The organism is Pseudomonas leptonychotis, from assembly GCF_004920405.1.
GTDB classification, from domain to species: domain Bacteria; phylum Pseudomonadota; class Gammaproteobacteria; order Pseudomonadales; family Pseudomonadaceae; genus Aquipseudomonas; species Aquipseudomonas leptonychotis.
Window position 1 is genome coordinate 1,644,375 of sequence record NZ_RFLV01000001.1, and the last position, 18,499, is coordinate 1,662,873.

Genomic DNA, 18,499 nt, shown 5'->3' on the forward strand with positions numbered 1-18,499 from the left:
CCTTAACTTAAACGTCTATTGCCGCGCAGATCAGCTTGATCCCGCGGGCGGTCAATTGTTCACGAGCCTCATCAGCGAGGCGCTCGTCGGTTATCAGGGTATGGATGCCGCTCCAGGGCAGCTCCAGATTGGGAATCTTGCGGCCGATCTTGTCGCTCTCGACCATCACCACCACTTCGCGGGCTACGTCCGCCATTACCCGGCTCAAACCCAGCAACTCATTGAAAGTGGTGGTGCCACGATTGAGGTCGATGCCATCTGCACCGATAAACAGCTGATCGAAATCGTAAGAGCGCAGCACCTGTTCGGCGACCTGGCCCTGGAAAGACTCCGAATGCGGGTCCCAGGTGCCGCCGGTCATCAGCAACACCGGTTCATGTTCCAGCTCGCTGATGGCACGGGCCACGTTCAGCGAGTTGGTCATCACCACCAGACCGGGCTTATGGCCGAGCTGCGGAATCATCGCCGCCGTGGTGGTGCCACTGTCGATGATGATCCGTGCGTGCTCACGAATGCGCGCCACACCGGCACGGGCGATGGCTTGCTTGTATTGCGAGATGGGTTGAACGTCACTGATCAACTCTTGCGGCATCGTCACGGCGCCGCCGTAACGACGCAGCAGCAGGCCACTCTTTTCCAGGGCGGCGAGATCCTTGCGAATGGTCACTTCAGAGGTGGCGAAGGCTTTCGACAACTCATCCACACTCACTTCACCTTGCTCAGCGAGCAGGGCAAGAATGGTGTGGCGACGTTGCGGAGTGTTGCGTTTCGACATGCTAAGTTTCGATTCGAAAGATAATTGCGCGAATCAAAACCTAATGAAGCTTTTACGTCAAGCAGGAAAACGACAAAAGGCAGCAAAAGCCGCCTTGAGAATCAGATCGTAGGATGGGTTGAGCGTAGCGATACCCATGCTGCATGAGCGATGGGTTACGCCGCTAGGCTAACCCATCCTACGTCCATCCTCACTTCTTGGTCGGCCGCTTCCAGCCTTCGATGTTGCGCTGCTTGGCGCGACCGACAGCCAGGGTGTTATCCGGCACATCACCAGTAATCACCGAACCGGCGCCGGTGGTGGCGCGATCACCCAGAGTCACTGGCGCAACCAATGCGCTGTTGGAGCCGATAAAGACGTCTTCACCGAGTACGGTTTTGAACTTGTTGGCACCGTCATAATTACAAGTAATGGTGCCAGCACCAATATTGCTTCGCGCACCGATCTCAGCATCGCCCAGATAACTCAGATGGCCGGCCTTGGCGCCTTCACCCAGCTTGGCGTTCTTTAGCTCAACGAAGTTGCCCACATGAGCCTTGGCGCCCAACACCGTACCCGGACGTAGACGCGCGAACGGGCCGCAATCGGCGCCCTCACCTACTTCCGCACCTTCCAAGTGGCTATTGGCTTTGATGATCGCACCGGCGCGCAGGGTGCTGTTCTTGATCACGCAGTTCGGCCCGATCTGTACGCCATCCTCGATCACCACCTGACCTTCGATAATCACGTTGATGTCGATGGTGACATCGCGACCCACCGTGACCTCACCGCGCAGGTCAAAACGCGCAGGGTCGATCAGGGTCACGCCCTGTACCATCAGCTGGCGCGCGGCGCGGTACTGGTAATGACGCTCCAGCTGCGAGAGCTGAATGCGGTCGTTGGCGCCCAACACTTCCATTTCATCAGCCGCCTGTTCGGTGGCGACTACCAAGCCATCAGCCACTGCCATGGCGATCACGTCGGTCAGGTAATACTCACCCTGAACGTTGCTGTTAGACAGGCGACCCAGCCATTCGCCCAGACGTTTGCCCGGTACGGCAAGAATGCCTGTGTTGCCTTCACTGATGAGACGCTGCTCGGCGCTGGCGTCCTTGTGCTCGACGATGGCGTTGACTACACCACGGGCGTCGCGAACGATGCGGCCGTAACCGGTCGGGTCATTCAGGTTGACGGTCAACAGTCCAAGCTGCTGCTCGCTGACCAACTTCAACAAGCGTTGCAAGGTTTCCACTTCGATCAGCGGTACATCGCCGTAGAGAATCAGCACACGCTCGGCCGTCAGCTCGGGTAAGGCTTGGGCGACAGCGTGGCCGGTGCCCAGCTGCTCAGTTTGCAGCACGAAGTTCAAATCATCCGCGGCCAACTGCTCGCGTACCCGCTCTGCACCGTGGCCAATCACCACATGAATGCCTTGTGGCTTGAGCTGGCGTGCCGTGTCGATCACATGCCCGAGCATGGATTTACCGGCAATCGGATGCAGAACCTTGGGCAAGGCGGAGCGCATGCGGGTGCCTTGGCCGGCGGCGAGGATGACGATATCGAGCGACATAAGGGCAGATCCCAAGCAATAGCGGGTTGTTCCTTGTGGGCTAGGCCACTGCACAACCCGCAGAAAAGATGAAATGACAGACAAGAAAAAGGGTAGCCAAGGCTACCCTTTTACTCGTTTGCGATGAAGCGGCGAAATTAACCGCCGAACTTCTTACGCAACTGCTGAACGGTACGCAGCTGAGCTGCAACCTCGGCCAGATGAGCAGCCGCAGAGCCGTAATCGAACTCGGCACCTTGCTCATGCAGCGCTTTCTCAGCAGCCTGGAGGGCTAGCTGAGCAGCAGCTTCATCGATATCGGCAGCACGCTGCACGGTATCAGCCAGCACTTTGATCATGCTCGGCTGGACTTCCAGGAAACCACCGGAGATGTAAAACACCTCGGCTTCGCCACCCAGCTTGACCAGACGAATCGGGCCCGGCTTGAGGTCGGTGATCAGCGGCGCGTGACCTGGAGCGATACCGATATCACCCAGGTTACCGTGCGCAATCACCATCTCGACCAGACCGGAGAAGATCTCGCCTTCTGCGCTGACGATGTCGCAATGGACTGTCATAGCCATGTCTAACCTCACGTATCGATCTGCTTACAGACTAACAGCTTGCAAACAGACCGTAAGCGCCCGTTGCCGGGCGCACGGGTGATTACAGTTTCTTCGCTTTCTCAACAGCTTCTTCAATGCTGCCAACCATGTAGAACGCCTGCTCTGGCAAGTGATCGTAATCACCTTTCAGAATGCCGCTGAAACCGGCAATGGTGTCCTTCAGGGAAACGTACTTACCTGGCGAACCAGTGAAGACTTCGGCCACGAAGAACGGCTGGGACAGGAAGCGCTGAATCTTACGAGCGCGGGATACCAGCTGCTTGTCTGTTTCGGACAGTTCGTCCATACCCAGAATCGCGATGATGTCCTTCAGCTCTTTGTAACGCTGCAGTACGTACTGTACGCCGCGAGCTGTGTCGTAGTGCTCCTGGCCGATAACCATCGGGTCCAGCTGGCGCGACGTCGAGTCGAGTGGATCGACCGCTGGGTAGATACCCAGGGAGGCGATGTCACGCGACAGTACGACAGTGGCGTCCAAGTGGGCGAAAGTGGTCGCCGGGCTCGGGTCAGTCAAGTCATCCGCAGGTACGTATACCGCTTGGATCGAGGTGATCGAACCGGTCTTGGTCGAAGTAATACGTTCTTGCAGAACGCCCATTTCTTCGGCCAGGGTCGGCTGATAACCCACTGCCGAAGGCATACGGCCCAGCAGTGCGGATACTTCAGTACCGGCCAGGGTGTAACGGTAGATGTTGTCCACGAAGAACAGAACATCACGGCCTTCGTCACGGAACTTCTCAGCCATGGTCAGGCCGGTCAGTGCTACGCGCAGACGGTTGCCTGGTGGCTCGTTCATCTGACCGTAAACCAGGGCTACCTTGTCGAGAACGTTGGAGTCCTTCATCTCGTGGTAGAAGTCGTTACCCTCACGAGTACGCTCACCCACACCGGCGAACACGGAATAACCGCTGTGCTCGATGGCGATGTTACGGATCAGTTCCATCATGTTTACGGTCTTGCCGACACCGGCACCACCGAACAGACCGACTTTACCGCCTTTGGCGAACGGGCAGACCAGGTCGATAACCTTGATGCCAGTTTCCAGCAGTTCGTTGGAGCCAGCTTGCTCAGCATAGGAAGGCGCGGCACGGTGAATGCCCCAACGCTCTTCTTCGCCAATCGGGCCAGCTTCGTCGATTGGGTTGCCCAGCACGTCCATGATACGGCCCAGGGTTTTAACCCCAACCGGTACCTGGATACCTGCGCCAGTGCTAGCGACGTTCAGGCCACGCTTGAGGCCTTCGGTCGAACCCATCGCAATGGTACGTACCACGCCGTCGCCCAGCTGCTGCTGAACTTCGAGGGTGGTTTCGGCGCCGACTACTTTCAGCGCTTCATAAACACTCGGCACTTGATCACGCGGGAATTCCACGTCGATGACGGCGCCGATGATTTGAACGATACGTCCGCTACTCATCTTTGGTTCCTCTGACTTTTTTCAACCGTCTAACAGTTGAACCGTGCTTAAACCGCGGCAGCGCCGCCGACGATTTCCGAAATTTCCTGGGTGATCGCTGCCTGACGTGCCTTGTTGTAAACCAACTGCAGGTCTTTGATGATATCGCCAGCGTTGTCGGTGGCGTTTTTCATCGCGATCATCCGTGCCGCTTGTTCAGCCGCGTTGTTCTCAACCACTGCCTGGTACACCTGCGACTCCACGTAACGCACCATCAAGCCATCCAGCAACTCTTTGGCGTCGGGTTCGTACAGGTAATCCCAGTGGTGCTTGAGTTCTTTATCCGGATCGGCCACCAGCGGAATCAACTGCTCCACTGTCGGCTTTTGCGTCATGGTGTTGATGAACTTGTTCGAGACCACGGACAAACGATCGATACGACCATCGAGGTACGCATCGAGCATTACCTTGACGCTACCGATCAGATCATTGATCGACGGTTCTTCGCCCAGGTGGCTGATCGCAGCAACGATGTTGCCACCAAAGTTGCGGAAGAATGCCGCACCCTTGCTGCCAACGACGCAGAGATCAATCTCAACGCCTTGCTCGCGATTGCTCGCCATGTCTTTAACCAGAGCCTTGAACAGGTTGGTATTCAGACCACCACACAGACCACGGTCCGAACTCACCACGACATAACCAACACGCTTAACGGCACGGTCGACCATGAACGGATGACGGTATTCCGGGTTAGCGTTGGCCAGATGACCAATCACCTGACGGATACGCTCCGCGTAGGGACGGCTAGCAGCCATGCGCATTTGTGCTCTGCGCATTTTGCTGACCGCCACTTTTTCCATGGCGCTGGTGATCTTCTGCGTGCTTTTGATGCTCGCAATCTTGCTGCGAATCTCTTTTGCGCCTGCCATTTGACACCTATCGGGTTAGCAAGCGGGGACCTTGCGGTCCCCACTGCGGCTTACCAGGTTTGGGTGGCCTTGAACTTCTCGATACCGGCTTTCAGCTGGCCATCGATGTCGTCATTGAAGTCACCCTTCTCGTTGATCTTCGCCAGCAGAGCGGCGTGATCCCGGTTGAAGTAAGCAATCAGGGCCTGTTCGAATGCGCCAACTTTGGCGACTTCGATGTCGACCAGGAAACCACGCTCGGCGGCATACAGCGATACGGACATGTCGGCAATCGACATTGGCGCATATTGCTTCTGCTTCATCAGCTCGGTAACGCGCTGACCATGCTCAAGCTGCTTACGGGTGGCTTCGTCCAGGTCAGAAGCAAACTGGGCGAATGCTGCCAGTTCACGGTACTGAGCCAGAGCGGTACGGATACCACCGGAGAGCTTCTTGATGATCTTGGTCTGTGCAGCACCACCCACGCGGGATACCGAAATACCGGCGTTGACCGCAGGACGGATACCCGAGTTGAACATGGCCGATTCGAGGAAGATCTGACCGTCGGTGATCGAGATCACGTTGGTCGGAACGAACGCGGAAACGTCGCCAGCCTGGGTTTCGATGATCGGCAGAGCGGTCAAGGAACCGGTCTTGCCAGTCACGGCGCCATTGGTGAACTTCTCAACGTACTCTTCGGAAACGCGGGAAGCGCGCTCCAGCAGACGGCTGTGGAGATAGAACACGTCGCCTGGGTAGGCTTCACGGCCTGGCGGACGGCGCAGCAGCAGGGAAATCTGGCGGTAAGCCACTGCTTGCTTGGACAGATCGTCATAAACGATCAGCGCGTCTTCACCGCGGTCGCGGAAGTATTCGCCCATGGTGCAACCGGCGTACGGTGCAATGAACTGCAGCGCAGCGGATTCGGAAGCGGAAGCCGCGACAACGATGGTGTTAGCCAGCGCGCCGTTTTCTTCCAGCTTGCGAACCACGTTGGCGATGGTCGATTGCTTCTGACCAATGGCAACGTAGACGCACTTAATGCCGCTGTTTTTCTGGTTGATGATGGCGTCGATGGCCAGAGCGGTTTTACCGATCTGACGGTCACCGATGATCAGCTCACGCTGGCCACGGCCAACCGGGATCATGGCATCGACCGACTTATAACCGGTTTGCACCGGTTGGTCGACCGACTTACGCCAGATCACGCCCGGCGCAACCTTCTCAACCGCGTCGGTAGCGACGTTGTTCAGCGGGCCTTTGCCGTCAATTGGGTTGCCCAGTGCGTCGACAACGCGACCCAGCAATTCCGGACCAACCGGAACTTCCAGGATGCGGCCAGTGCACTTGGCGCTCATGCCTTCGGCCAGGGAGGTATAAGCCCCCAGGACAACTGCACCCACGGAGTCTTGCTCCAGGTTCAGTGCCATACCGTAGACACCGCCCGGGAACTCGATCATTTCGCCGTACATAACGTCGGCGAGACCGTGAATACGCACAATACCGTCAGATACGCTGACGACAGTGCCTTCGTTACGGGCTTGAGAGGCGACATCGAGATTATCGATACGCCCCTTGATGATTTCACTTATTTCGGAAGGATTGAGTTGCTGCATAGCTCTGCTGCCCCTTCAAACTCAAGATTTCAATGCTTCGGCCAGCTTCGCGATTTTGCCGCGAACTGAGCCATCGATAACCAGGTCGCCGGCGCGGATCAGAACACCACCTATAAGAGTGGCATCCTCCGCGGCGTGCAGACGCACTTCTCGGCCGAGCCGTGCACTGAGAACCTTGGCGAGTTTGTCTTGCTGTTCATCGCTCAATGCGAAGGCACTGGTAACGTCCACGTCGATCGACTTTTCCTGCTCGGCCTTGTACAGGTCGAACAGTTCAACGATCTCTGGCAACAGGGCCAGGCGATCGTTTTCAGCGACGATATGAATGAAATTGCGTACCTTGGCGTCGAACTTATCACCACACACCTCAACAAAGGTGGTGGCCTTGTCTGTACTCGTCAAACGCGGTGCTTTAAGCACGCTTTGCATGGTGTCGTCTTGCGACACCGCTGCAGCCAGGCCGAGCATGGCTGACCAAGAGGCCAGTTGCTGGTGGGCCTGAGCATACTCAAAGGCAGCCTTGGCGTAAGGTCGGGCCAACGTGGTCAGTTCTGCCATGATCGCGCCCTCGCTTAAATTTCGGCTGCCAGTTTGGAAACCAGCTCCGCATGCGCGTTTTGGTCGATAGATGCGCCCAGGATCTTCTCGGCACCGCTAACGGCCAGGCTACCCAGTTGGGCACGCAGCGCGTCTTTGACACCGTTGATTTCCTGCTCGATCTCGGCCTGAGCCTGAGCCTTCACACGGTCAGCTTCGACACGGGCCTGTTCACGGGCTTCGTCGACGATCTGGGTACCGCGTTTCTTGGCTTGCTCAATGATCTCGGCTGCTTGGCCTTTGGCTTCGCGCAGTTGCTGACCCACTTTCTCTTGGGCCAACTCCAGGTCACGAGCCGCACGGCTAGCGGCGTCCAGGCCGTCTGCGATCTTCTTCTGACGTTCTTGCAAAGCCGTAATGACCGGAGGCCACACGTACTTCATGCAGAACAGCACGAAGATGAAGAAGGCAACGGACTGACCAATCAGGGTTGCATTAATGTTCACGCCAACACCTCGCTCGTTCGTTGTCCATCACAACCAATCACTCGAAAACCGAGTGATTAGCCAGCGAGTTGACCAACGAAGGGGTTCGCGAAGGTGAAGAACAGTGCGATACCAACACCGATCATGGTCACGGCGTCGAGCAGACCGGCGACGATGAACATTTTCACTTGCAGCATTGGAACCATTTCTGGCTGACGCGCGGCGCCTTCCAGGAACTTGCCGCCCAGCAGGCCGAAACCAATGGCGGTACCCAGGGCACCCAGGCCAATCAGCAGTGCTACAGCGATAGCGGTCAGACCAACTACAGTTTCCATCTTTCCTCCCGACTTTTTATGTCGTATTGGTTAAGGTTTCTAAGGGTAAAGCGGTAAAACAAAATCGGTACTTCTGTGCCCTTGCGAGCGTCCACCATGAGCGCCTAAACGCTCTTAGTGGTTGTCTTCGTGCGCCATCGACAGGTAGACGATGGTCAGCATCATGAAGATGAACGCTTGCAGGGTAATGATCAGGATGTGGAATACCGCCCACGCCCACTGCAAGACAACGCCCAGGGCACTTAGCCAGAGCAGACCGCTGCCGAACATCACAGCAATCAGAATAAACACCAGCTCGCCGGCATACATGTTGCCGAACAGTCGCAGCGCCAGAGAAATCGGCTTGGCGATCAGGGTGACGAATTCCAGCAGGAAGTTGACCGGAATCAGCAGCGCCTGCACAAACAGGTTCTTGCTACCAAAAGGGTGCAGGGTCAGCTCGCCGATAAAACCGCCGATGCCCTTGACCTTGATGCTGTAGAAAATGATCAGCGCGAACACCGACAGGGCCATGCCCAGGGTCGCGTTCGGATCGGTCGTCGATACCGCACGGAACGGAATGTGCGAATCACCCGAGATCAAGACAGCCATCATCGGGATCCAGTCGACCGGAATCAGGTCGATGGCGTTCATCAAGAACACCCAGACAAAGATGGTCAGTGCCAGCGGAGCAATCACCGGGCTACGACCATGGAAGCTGTCTTTAACGCTGGTGTCGACGAAGTCGACCAGCACTTCAACGAAGTTCTGCAATGCACCAGGTTGACCGGAAGTCGCCTTCTTCGCTGCCATACGGAACAGCAGGACGAAAAGCAGGCCGAGGGCCACGGACCAGCCGAGGGTATCGACGTGGAACGCCCAAAAGCCCATTTCTTTGGCTTCTTGTGCGGTGTGGGCAAAGCCCCAATCACCATTAGGCAGTTGCCCGTAAGTCAGGTTCTGCAAGTGGTGCTGGATATAGCCCGAAGCGGTTTGTTCTGCCATGTGTGCCTCAAACGCCTTAAGGTCTCGAAAGTCTTTTTTTCATCAGCAAGGGTGCGAACCAGTTGACCAGTTGGGTCAGGAAGAACACGCCAAATACCGCCAGCGGTTCCAAAGGCTTCACACCTGCAAAGGTCAGTGCAAACAGCACTGCCGTTAAAACCAGTTTGCCCGCCTCACCGGCATAAAAAGACCGGACGATGGCTTGAGCGGCCCGCGCTCCACTGAAACGGAACGCCTTATGGGCGAAATACATATTTGGCAGCCAAGCAATTACGCCACCGCACAACCCTGAGTAACCCGCGACAGCACCTTGCCACTGCCAGAGCACTGCTGCAAACAGCAGCACGACTACCAGCTGCGTCATCAGTACCGGGAAAACAGCTAAGCGATGGAAGGGCAGGCGATTCTGCATGCGTACATCCATCATTTTTTCCTGGAAACTAAACTCGGGCGTCGACACCCAAAAAATCAATAACTTGGCATACTTTGTGCCGACGAAATGCGCGCAGAGTATAGGGGCGCTTCCACCCCTGTTCAACTGCCAGGTAGTGATTTCCGACTAGTCGCTACACGGCCAATTGTTTCAGCGAATGTGGGCGAGCACGCCTTGCAGCTCATCCAGCGAGCTGTAGCTGATCACTAATTGACCTTTGCCTTTCTGCCCATGCTTGATCTGCACCGGCGAGCCCAGGCGCTCAGCCAGGCGCTGTTCCAGGCGAATGATGTCTGGATCAGCCTTGACCTCGGTCACAGGCTTTTCCTTGCTGTTCAGCCATTGGCGCACCAGTGCTTCAGTTTGGCGCACGGTGAGGCCACGTGCGACAACATGTCGCGCACCTTCGGTCTGCTGTTCGGCCGGTAATCCGAGCAAGGCACGGGCATGGCCCATTTCCAGATCGCCATGAGACAGCAGAATCTTGATCTCTTCCGGCAGGGCGATCAGGCGCAACAGGTTGCTGATGGTTACCCGCGATTTACCCACTGCATCGGCGACTTGCTGCTGAGTCAGCTGGAACTCTTGCTGCAAACGCTGCAAGGCCATGGCTTCTTCGATGGGGTTGAGGTCTTCACGCTGGATATTCTCAATCAGCGCCATGGCAATGGCCGCTTCGTCCGGCAGTTCACGCACCATGGCCGGAATTTTGTCCAGGCCAGCTTGCTGACTGGCGCGCCAGCGGCGCTCACCGGCAACAATCTCAAAACGGCCATCAGCGATCGGGCGAATCACGATCGGCTGCATCACCCCATGAGATTTGATCGATTGCGCCAATTCTTCCAGGGCGGTCGAATCCATATCGCGACGTGGCTGGTATTTGCCGCGCTGAATCAGGTCCAGTGGCACATATTGCAACTCACGGCTGTCGACCTGTGCGGCCTCTTCCTGCAAGGCATTGACGCTGCTACCGCCCAGCAGAGCGTCCAGACCGCGTCCCAGTCCTCGTTTTTTCACAGCCATGCGAATTTCCTTATGCGGTTGCGGTGTGGGCACTGGCACGCTGACGGCGAACCAACTCGCCGGCCAACGCGAGATAGGCGATGGCCCCACGTGATTGCTTGTCATACACCAGCGCCGGCATGCCGTAGCTAGGGGCTTCGGCCAAACGCACGTTACGCGGAATGACCACGTCGTAGAGCTTGTCGCCGAAATGTTCTTTGAGCTGCGCACTGACATCGTTGGTCAGGCCCATGCGCGGGTCATACATGGTACGCAGCAGGCCTTCGATCCTCAGTTTTGGATTGAGAATCTCGGCGATACGCTGAATGCTGTTGACCAGATCAGACAACCCCTCCAATGCGTAGTACTCGCACTGCATGGGGATAATCACGCCGTCGGCGGCGACCAACGCGTTGATGGTCAGCATCGACAGCGCCGGCGGACAGTCAATCAGGATGTAATCGTAATTTTCACGAATTGGCGCCAACGCATAACGCAGCCGGCTTTCCTTCATTTTCATTTCCAGCAGCGAGACTTCTGCAGCGGTCAGGTCGCGGTTGGCCGGCAATAACTGGTAACCACCGTGTTCAGAAAACTGCATGGCGTCGACCAGGTTGCATTCGCCGATCAGCACGTCGTAGATCGAGTGCTCCAACGCGTGCTTATCCACACCGCTGCCCATGGTCGCGTTGCCTTGGGGATCGAGGTCAATCAGCAGTACACGGCGCTTGGTGGCTACCAGCGATGCCGCCAGATTGATGCAGGTGGTGGTTTTGCCCACGCCGCCTTTCTGGTTAGCGATTGCGAATACCTTAGCCATGCTGTCGTTCCCCCTAGACCGAGCGACGCAGTATCAGCAGATGGCGCTGACCTTGGCAACCTGGAACCTTGAGCACATGAGTGGCAGTGAGAGAGAAGTCCGCAGGCAGGGCTTGCAGTTCGTCATCTGGATGCACGCCTTTCATGGCCAGCCATTGGGTATTCACATCGCCCAGATGGCGGGTCCAATTGCTGAAATCTTCCAGGGAGCTGAACGCCCGTGAGCAAATGCCACTGAATGGCTGCTCAGGTTGAAACTCTTCGACCCGGCTGTGGATAACTTGCAAGTTAGCCAGTTTCAGCTCGAGCTTCACCTGGGTGAGGAAGCGAGTCTTCTTGCCGTTTGAGTCAAGCAAGGTGAACTGCCGCTCAGGAAACAAAATGGCCAAAGGAATACCGGGCATGCCGCCGCCACTGCCAACGTCCAGCCAGTTATCCCCAGCCTCGACGACGTAGGGCACCACACTGAGGCTGTCGAGCAAATGACGCGAGACCATCTCATCCGGATCGCGCACTGCAGTGAGGTTGTAAGCCTTGTTCCACTTGATCAGTAGGGCCAAGTAGGCGAGCAGCTGTTCGTGTTGCTCGGCACTCAGTTCTACACCCAATTCACGGGCGCCTTCGCGCAGTTCTTCGGCGTGCTGTGCAGTAACCAACGACATCAGGCGCTGTGCTCCAACTGCTGACCGGCAGTGCGTTTTTTCAGGTGAATCAGCAACAGCGAAATCGCCGCCGGAGTGACACCGGGAACTCGCGAGGCCTGGCCTAGGGTTTCCGGGCGGGTGTCGCCAAGCTTGTGCTGAATTTCTTTGGATAGACCGGAAATTCCCGCGTAATCGATATCGGCCGGCAGTTTGGTGTTCTCACTGGCGCGCAGGCGGGCAATTTCATCCTGCTGGCGGTCGATATAGCCAGCGTATTTGGTTTTGATCTCAACCTGATCGGCCACTTGCGGGTCTTGCGCGCCACCGCCGGTGATAGCCACCAAGCCGGCGTAATCGATTTCCGGACGTGCGAGCAGGTTGAGCAGATTGTATTCGTGGGTCAGCGGCGTGCCGAAGTGCTCGGCAATCGCATCGCCCTGATCCGTACCCGGGCGCACCCAGGTGCTTTTCAGACGTTGTTCTTCCTGCACGATGGCTTCGCGCTTGGTTTCAAACGCCACCCAACGCACATCATCGACCAGACCTAACTCACGGCCCTTTTCGGTCAGACGCAGATCGGCGTTGTCTTCACGCAGGATCAGTCGGTATTCGGCGCGCGAAGTGAACATGCGGTAAGGCTCTTGGGTGCCCAAGGTAATCAGGTCGTCGACCAGCACACCGATGTACGCCTCATCGCGGCGTGGGCACCAGCTGTCCTTGCCCTGAGCACGCAGTGCGGCGTTGCAACCTGCCAGCAAACCTTGCGCGCCGGCTTCTTCGTAGCCGGTAGTTCCATTGATCTGCCCGGCAAAGAACAGCCCGGCAATCACTTTGGTTTCCAGGCTGTACTTCAAATCACGTGGATCGAAGTAGTCGTACTCTATGGCATAGCCAGGACGCACGATGTGGGCGTTTTCCATACCTTGGATACTGCGCACAATCTGCAACTGCACGTCGAATGGCAACGAGGTGGAAATACCGTTGGGGTACAGCTCATGGGTGTTCAAGCCTTCTGGCTCGATAAACACCTGGTGGCTCTCTTTGTCGGCGAAGCGATGAATTTTGTCTTCAATCGATGGGCAATAGCGCGGACCAACCCCTTCGATCACGCCCGAGTACATCGGCGAACGGTCGAGGTTGGCGGCGATGATTTCGTGAGTACGCGCATTGGTATGGGTGATCCAACAACTGACCTGCCGGGGTTGTTGCTCGGCGCGACCGAGGAATGACATCAGCGGCGTTGGCGTATCGCCCGGCTGTTCGGTCATCAGCGAAAAATCCACAGATCGCCCATCGATACGTGGGGGCGTGCCGGTTTTTAGTCGACCGACCCGCAATGGCAACTCACGTAAGCGTTGCGCCAGGGCAATCGACGGCGGGTCGCCGGCGCGACCACCGGAGTAGTTCTGCAAACCGATGTGGATAAGTCCACCGAGGAAGGTGCCGGTGGTCAGTACCACGGAGTCTGCAAGGAAACGCAGGCCCATCTGGGTGACGACGCCTTTGACTTCATGGTTTTCGACGATCAGGTCATCCGCTGCCTGCTGAAATATCCACAGGTTGGCTTGGTTTTCCAGGGTTTCGCGAATCGCCGCTTTGTACAGCACGCGGTCTGCTTGAGCCCGTGTGGCCCTTACGGCTGGGCCTTTGCGGCTGTTCAGTACACGAAACTGAATACCACCACGGTCGGTGGCTTCTGCCATGGCGCCGCCAAGGGCATCGATTTCCTTGACCAGATGGCTCTTGCCTATCCCGCCAATCGCCGGGTTGCAGCTCATCTGCCCCAGCGTTTCCACGTTATGGGTCAGCAACAGGGTTTTTACCCCCATGCGTGCTGCCGCCAGTGCGGCTTCGGTACCGGCATGACCGCCGCCGATGACGATCACCTGAAAACGGGAAGGGAAATCCACCACGCACCTCGTGCCTGTTGCGAATTAGGGGGCTTTTTGGATTGAAAAGCGGGAAAGGCGGCAAGTATAGGCAGTTAGAACAGCTGAAAGAAGCCTTTTGCACAAAAAATAGCCAGCTGGCTTAGGCAAGAAAATGAACGTGCGGTTAATAAAGATTAAAAGAATGAATTTTTATAGAGCTTTGTTTTTATGTTTATTACTTACAAAGCAGTTTTCTGTGGATAGATTGCTACAGGTCAATCAAATCAATGTGTACAGCGTTCTGAAAGGTTGTGCTAATCCTGGCATTTTTCTGTTCAGTTGCCGTATGCAAGCTGTGGATGAAAGCGATGGTTATCCACAGGGGCCGTTATCCTCAGTTTTATCACCGGGTTATAGGCAGGGCTTAGGCTGGGTTTTCCACAGGGCTTAGGTGGATAAATAAATGGGTTGATGAGCTTTTTTCGCCCACGCGAAAGCCTGCCGTTTGGCATTAATGAAGGTTTAGAGACCGACGCTATGCAGGATGGGTTAAACGCAGGTGGACAATCGTGAAGGCAACAGAAGGATGGGGGTGCGGTAACCCATCAGGAATCGGGTGCAGATGATGGGTTACGCGCCGGGCTGGATTTGTATTGGTGGCACGTTCAACGTTCTGCGCCGCTAACCCATCCTACGGTTATTTACCGATACAGAAGCTGGAGAAAATCCGCCCAAGTAGGTCGTCCGAGCTAAAGGCACCAGTGATTTCCCCCAGGCTTTGCTGAGCCATGCGCAGGTCTTCAGCCAGCAGCTCTCCCGCCCCGGCAAGGGTCAACTGAGCATGGCCATGCTCCAGGTGTGTGGATGCTTGGCGTAGGGCCTCCAAGTGACGCCTGCGAGCGCTGAAGCTGCTTTCTGAGGTCTGCTCATAGCCCATACAGGCCTTCAGGTGTTCGCGCAGTAGATCCAGGCCTTCTGCGGACTTGGCCGAGAGGCTGATGGTGATATGGCCGTCATTGCAGGCTTCAAGCATTACCGACTCGCCAGACAGGTCGGCCTTGTTGCGAATGAGCGTGACCTTGGCGGGATCTGGACGCAGGTCGAGAAACTCTGGCCACAGGGCAAAAGGATCGTCTGCTTCCGGTGCAGTGGCATCCACCACCAATAGAATGCGGTCGGCTTCACCAATCGCTTTGAGTGCGCGCTCTACACCGATGCGTTCAACCTGATCGTCGGTATTACGCAGGCCTGCGGTATCGACCACATGCAGGGGCATACCGTCGATGTGGATATGTTCGCGCAATACATCACGGGTGGTGCCGGCGATCTCGGTGACGATGGCGGCCTCACGCCCAGCCAGGGCATTGAGCAGGCTGGATTTGCCCGCGTTTGGCCGGCCGGCGATCACCACGGTCATACCATCACGTAGCAGCGCACCCTGCCCGGCTTCGCGCAGTACGCCAGCAAGGTCGGTACGCACGCCATCGAGCAGGCTCAGGACATGGCCGTCGGCAAGAAAGTCGATTTCTTCTTCGGGGAAGTCGATGGCCGCTTCTACATAAATCCGCAGGCTGATCAGGCGCTCAGTCAGGCCATGCACACGTCGGGAGAACTCCCCCTGCAGTGAGCGCAGAGCATTACGCGCCGCCTGCTCAGAACTGGCCTCGATCAGGTCAGCAATCGCCTCAGCTTGCGCCAGGTCGAGCTTGTCATTGAGAAAGGCGCGTTCGCTAAATTCGCCCGGGTTGGCCAGGCGTGCGCCGAGTTGTACACAACGGCGCAGCAGCAGATCGAGCACCACCGGGCCGCCATGACCCTGCAATTCCAGCACATCCTCGCCGGTAAATGAGTGAGGGCCAGGGAAGTACAGCGCCAGACCTTCGTCGAGTACCTGTTGGGCATCAGCGAAGAACGGGCCGTAGTGTGCATAGCGTGGCTTGAGCTCACGTTGGCAAATCTCTTCAGCCAGTTTTCCCGCCAGCGGCCCGGACACGCGCACGATGCCGACCCCACCCCGACCTTGGGCAGTGGCGACGGCGGCAATGGTTTCACGGACTGTTTGCATGCGGGTCTCCAGATGCGACATAGCAAAACGCCCCTGAAGAGGGGCGTTTTATCCAGCTTAGAAGCTTGTGCGGCTTAGGCGTCTGCGGCCTTGGCTGCGGCTTCGATCTTGCGCGTAATGTACCACTGCTGGGCGATGGACAAGACGTTGTTGACCACCCAGTACAGCACCAGACCTGCTGGGAACCAGAGGAAGAAGAAGGTGAAGATGATTGGCATCAGCTTCAGTACCTTGGCTTGCATCGGATCTGGCGGCGTCGGGTTGAGCTGCTGCTGGATAAACATGGTGGCGCCCATGATGATCGGCAGGATAAAGAACGGATCCTTGATCGCCAGATCGGTTATCCACAGCAACCACGGTGCTTGGCGCATTTCCACCGACTCCAGCAACACCCAGTAGAGTGCGAGGAATACCGGCATCTGCACCAGGATCGGCAAGCAGCCGCCCAGCGGGTTGATCTTCTCTTTCTTGTACAGCTCCATCATCGCCTGGGACATCTTCTGGCGATCATCACCGTGCTGCTCTTTCAACTGAGCCAGTTTCGGTGCTACGGCACGCATGCGCGCCATGGATTTGTAGCTAGCAGCGGACAGTGGGAAGAAGATCAGCTTGATGATCACGGTCAACATGATGATCGACCAGCCCCAGTTGCCGAGCAGGTTGTGGATAACTTCTAGCAGCCAAAAGATTGGCTGGGCCAGGAACCACAGGATGCCATAGTCGACAGTCAGCTCAAGACCTGGAGAGAGGGTCTTGAGATGCCCTTGTAGCTTCGGGCCGGCATACAGAACTGCACTGGTTTCACCCTGAGCGCCGGCAGCAACCTGAATGGCCGGGCCGGTAAAGCCGACAATGTAGTTGCCTTGGCTGTCTTTGCGGGTCTGTATTTGGTTAGTGCTGTCTTTGCTTGGGATCCAGGCAGTGACGAAGTAATGCTGTAGCCAGGCAACCCAGCCTCCTTGAACGGTTTCTTTGAAGGCTTGTTTATCGATGTCTTTCATCGACACTTTTTTGTACGGCTCTTCGGTGGTCCACAGGGCGCCACCTAGGTAAGTCGCGGTGCCGGTCGCGGTGGTGGACGACGGATCGTCGCTACCATCACGCTTGAGCTGGGCAAACATATTGCCGCTCCAGGCCTGAGCGCTCTGGTTGTCAATCAGGTAGCTGACAGTCACCTGATACGACGAAGGGTCAACGCAACCAGGCTTCTTTTGCTGCTGTTCCTTGGCGGAGCATTCAGCGTTCAAGCCGCGCTTGAAGGTAAAGCGCTTGATGTAGTTAACACCGGCTTCGCTGAGTGTGAGATCAACCTGCAATTGCTCCTGGCCGTCAGCCAGCTCATAGCTTTTTTGCGCGCTGCTCCACAGGGCACGACCGCTGGATTTGTCCGGCGCATTACTGCCGATCAAACCGCTCTGAGCCAGGTAGGTGCGCTCGCCGCCATTGTCGAACAGCTGGAACGGTACATCCGGACGATCCTGACGACGTGGGTACTGCGGCAAGCGCAGTTGCACCACATCACCACCGCGCGGGTCGATGGCGAGATCAAGTACATCGGTCTTTACCCGAATCAGTTCATCACTGGCTGCTGTTGGAGCGGCGCTGATAGCGTTGGGCTCAACAGCAGGCGTGGCGCTCGGAATATCGTCGCTGCCAGTTGAGGTCGTGACAGCAGTATCTGGCAAGCCGGGTACCGTACTGCTAGTCGCGGCAATTTCTGTCGGCAGGGCAGTTTGACCGTAGTCCTGGTTCCACTGGAGAACCATCATATAGGACACGATTGCCAGGGCGACGATCAGGATCGAGCGTTGAATATCCATGATTATTCGGCCATCGAAGAGGAACGGGAGGTTTTCGCGGGGGGAACCGGGTCGTAGCCACCGGGATTCCACGGGTGACAGCGGCCAAGCCGACGCAGGGTCAGCCAGCCACCGCGCAGGGTGCCATGATATTCAATGGCCTCAAGCGCGTAGCAAGAACAGCTTGGGTAGAAACGACAATGGCTGGCCATCAAGGGGCTGATGGCGTAGCGGTAGAACTGGATGGGAAGCAAGGCCAGTTTACGCATGGGGACTGTCGTTCACCCCAGGTGTTGCAACGGCTTCCGGGCTTGGCTTGCTGCGTTCGAGGCGTTTCCAGAGTTTGCCAAACTGGCGTGCCAGTTCCTCATTCTCAAGATCACCAAGGCCTTTACGCGCCACCACCACGATGTCCCACCCAACCAAGTTGTCTTGATTCAGGCGGAACGATTCGCGGATCTGGCGTTTCAAGCGATTGCGCTCAACCGAGAGCTTGACGCTCTTCTTACCGATCACCAATCCCAGACGGGGATGATCAAGTTCGTTGTTGCGCGCCAGCAAAAGGACATTTTTGCCCGGAGCTTTGCCGCTAGGGGAGTCGAAGACTGCCTTGAATTGCCGGGGGGTTAGCAGACGCTTTTCCCGGCTGAAGTCTCGACTCACCACAAGACCGAAA

At 56.8% G+C, this 18,499-nt stretch carries 19 protein-coding genes; all 19 read right to left on the reverse strand.

The window, feature by feature from the left end:
- Window positions 1-7 precede the first annotated feature (7 nt).
- The 19 genes from D8779_RS07445 to rnpA all read right to left on the reverse strand — a co-directional run bounded on the left by D8779_RS07445 (window position 8) and on the right by rnpA (window position 18,489).
- Window positions 8-775 carry a DeoR/GlpR family DNA-binding transcription regulator gene (locus tag D8779_RS07445; protein ID WP_136663784.1) on the reverse strand — a complete coding sequence of 256 codons (768 nt, stop codon included), beginning with the start codon at window positions 773-775 and terminating at the stop codon, window positions 8-10.
- Window positions 776-965: 190 nt separating this feature from the next.
- On the reverse strand, window positions 966-2,324 hold the full coding sequence (gene glmU, locus D8779_RS07450) for a bifunctional UDP-N-acetylglucosamine diphosphorylase/glucosamine-1-phosphate N-acetyltransferase GlmU (RefSeq protein WP_136663785.1): 1,359 nt from the start codon (window positions 2,322-2,324) through the stop codon (window positions 966-968).
- Window positions 2,325-2,461: 137 nt separating this feature from the next.
- Window positions 2,462-2,887: a F0F1 ATP synthase subunit epsilon gene (locus tag D8779_RS07455; RefSeq protein WP_090240980.1), complete on the reverse strand. Its 426-nt coding sequence runs from the start codon at window positions 2,885-2,887 to the stop codon at window positions 2,462-2,464.
- An 82-nt stretch (window positions 2,888-2,969) separates the two neighbouring features.
- Window positions 2,970-4,346 (reverse strand): F0F1 ATP synthase subunit beta, encoded by a 1,377-nt coding sequence (gene atpD, locus D8779_RS07460; protein ID WP_090240978.1) that lies wholly within the window; start codon window positions 4,344-4,346, stop codon window positions 2,970-2,972.
- A 47-nt stretch (window positions 4,347-4,393) separates the two neighbouring features.
- Window positions 4,394-5,254 carry a F0F1 ATP synthase subunit gamma gene (gene atpG / locus D8779_RS07465; RefSeq protein WP_090240976.1) on the reverse strand — a complete coding sequence of 287 codons (861 nt, stop codon included), beginning with the start codon at window positions 5,252-5,254 and terminating at the stop codon, window positions 4,394-4,396.
- Window positions 5,255-5,304: 50 nt separating this feature from the next.
- On the reverse strand, window positions 5,305-6,849 hold the full coding sequence (gene atpA / locus D8779_RS07470) for a F0F1 ATP synthase subunit alpha (RefSeq protein WP_090240974.1): 1,545 nt from the start codon (window positions 6,847-6,849) through the stop codon (window positions 5,305-5,307).
- 21 nt (window positions 6,850-6,870) lie between these two features.
- Entirely contained in the window at window positions 6,871-7,407 is a 537-nt protein-coding gene (locus tag D8779_RS07475; RefSeq protein WP_136663786.1) for a F0F1 ATP synthase subunit delta, read from the reverse strand.
- Window positions 7,408-7,421: 14 nt separating this feature from the next.
- Window positions 7,422-7,892, reverse strand: a complete 471-nt coding sequence (locus D8779_RS07480) for a F0F1 ATP synthase subunit B (RefSeq protein WP_090240971.1) — start codon at window positions 7,890-7,892, stop codon at window positions 7,422-7,424.
- Between the two features lie 56 nt (window positions 7,893-7,948).
- The gene (atpE, locus tag D8779_RS07485; RefSeq protein WP_002555987.1) at window positions 7,949-8,206 is read right to left on the reverse strand and encodes a F0F1 ATP synthase subunit C; all 258 of its coding nucleotides are present in this window, start codon (window positions 8,204-8,206) and stop codon (window positions 7,949-7,951) included.
- A 114-nt stretch (window positions 8,207-8,320) separates the two neighbouring features.
- A complete protein-coding gene (atpB, locus tag D8779_RS07490; RefSeq protein ID WP_136663787.1) occupies window positions 8,321-9,190 on the reverse strand; it encodes a F0F1 ATP synthase subunit A in 870 nt (289 codons plus the stop codon).
- A gap of 16 nt (window positions 9,191-9,206) precedes the next feature.
- Window positions 9,207-9,614: a F0F1 ATP synthase subunit I gene (locus D8779_RS07495; RefSeq protein ID WP_136663788.1), complete on the reverse strand. Its 408-nt coding sequence runs from the start codon at window positions 9,612-9,614 to the stop codon at window positions 9,207-9,209.
- A 159-nt stretch (window positions 9,615-9,773) separates the two neighbouring features.
- On the reverse strand, window positions 9,774-10,646 hold the full coding sequence (locus tag D8779_RS07500; protein WP_136663789.1) for a ParB/RepB/Spo0J family partition protein: 873 nt from the start codon (window positions 10,644-10,646) through the stop codon (window positions 9,774-9,776).
- Between the two features lie 10 nt (window positions 10,647-10,656).
- On the reverse strand, window positions 10,657-11,445 hold the full coding sequence (locus tag D8779_RS07505; RefSeq protein WP_136663790.1) for a ParA family protein: 789 nt from the start codon (window positions 11,443-11,445) through the stop codon (window positions 10,657-10,659).
- Between the two features lie 13 nt (window positions 11,446-11,458).
- Entirely contained in the window at window positions 11,459-12,106 is a 648-nt protein-coding gene (rsmG, locus tag D8779_RS07510; protein WP_136663791.1) for a 16S rRNA (guanine(527)-N(7))-methyltransferase RsmG, read from the reverse strand.
- On the reverse strand, window positions 12,106-13,998 hold the full coding sequence (mnmG, locus tag D8779_RS07515; protein ID WP_136663792.1) for a tRNA uridine-5-carboxymethylaminomethyl(34) synthesis enzyme MnmG: 1,893 nt from the start codon (window positions 13,996-13,998) through the stop codon (window positions 12,106-12,108). The genes rsmG and mnmG overlap by 1 nt, the downstream gene beginning before the upstream one ends.
- A 658-nt stretch (window positions 13,999-14,656) precedes the next feature.
- Entirely contained in the window at window positions 14,657-16,024 is a 1,368-nt protein-coding gene (mnmE, locus tag D8779_RS07520) for a tRNA uridine-5-carboxymethylaminomethyl(34) synthesis GTPase MnmE (protein WP_136663793.1), read from the reverse strand.
- Between the two features lie 74 nt (window positions 16,025-16,098).
- A complete protein-coding gene (gene yidC, locus D8779_RS07525) occupies window positions 16,099-17,844 on the reverse strand; it encodes a membrane protein insertase YidC (RefSeq protein ID WP_136663794.1) in 1,746 nt (581 codons plus the stop codon).
- Between the two features lie 2 nt (window positions 17,845-17,846).
- Entirely contained in the window at window positions 17,847-18,092 is a 246-nt protein-coding gene (gene yidD, locus D8779_RS07530) for a membrane protein insertion efficiency factor YidD (RefSeq protein WP_136663795.1), read from the reverse strand.
- Window positions 18,085-18,489 (reverse strand): ribonuclease P protein component, encoded by a 405-nt coding sequence (gene rnpA, locus D8779_RS07535; protein ID WP_167492541.1) that lies wholly within the window; start codon window positions 18,487-18,489, stop codon window positions 18,085-18,087. Before rnpA ends, yidD begins: the two co-directional genes overlap by 8 nt.
- Window positions 18,490-18,499 lie beyond the last annotated feature (10 nt).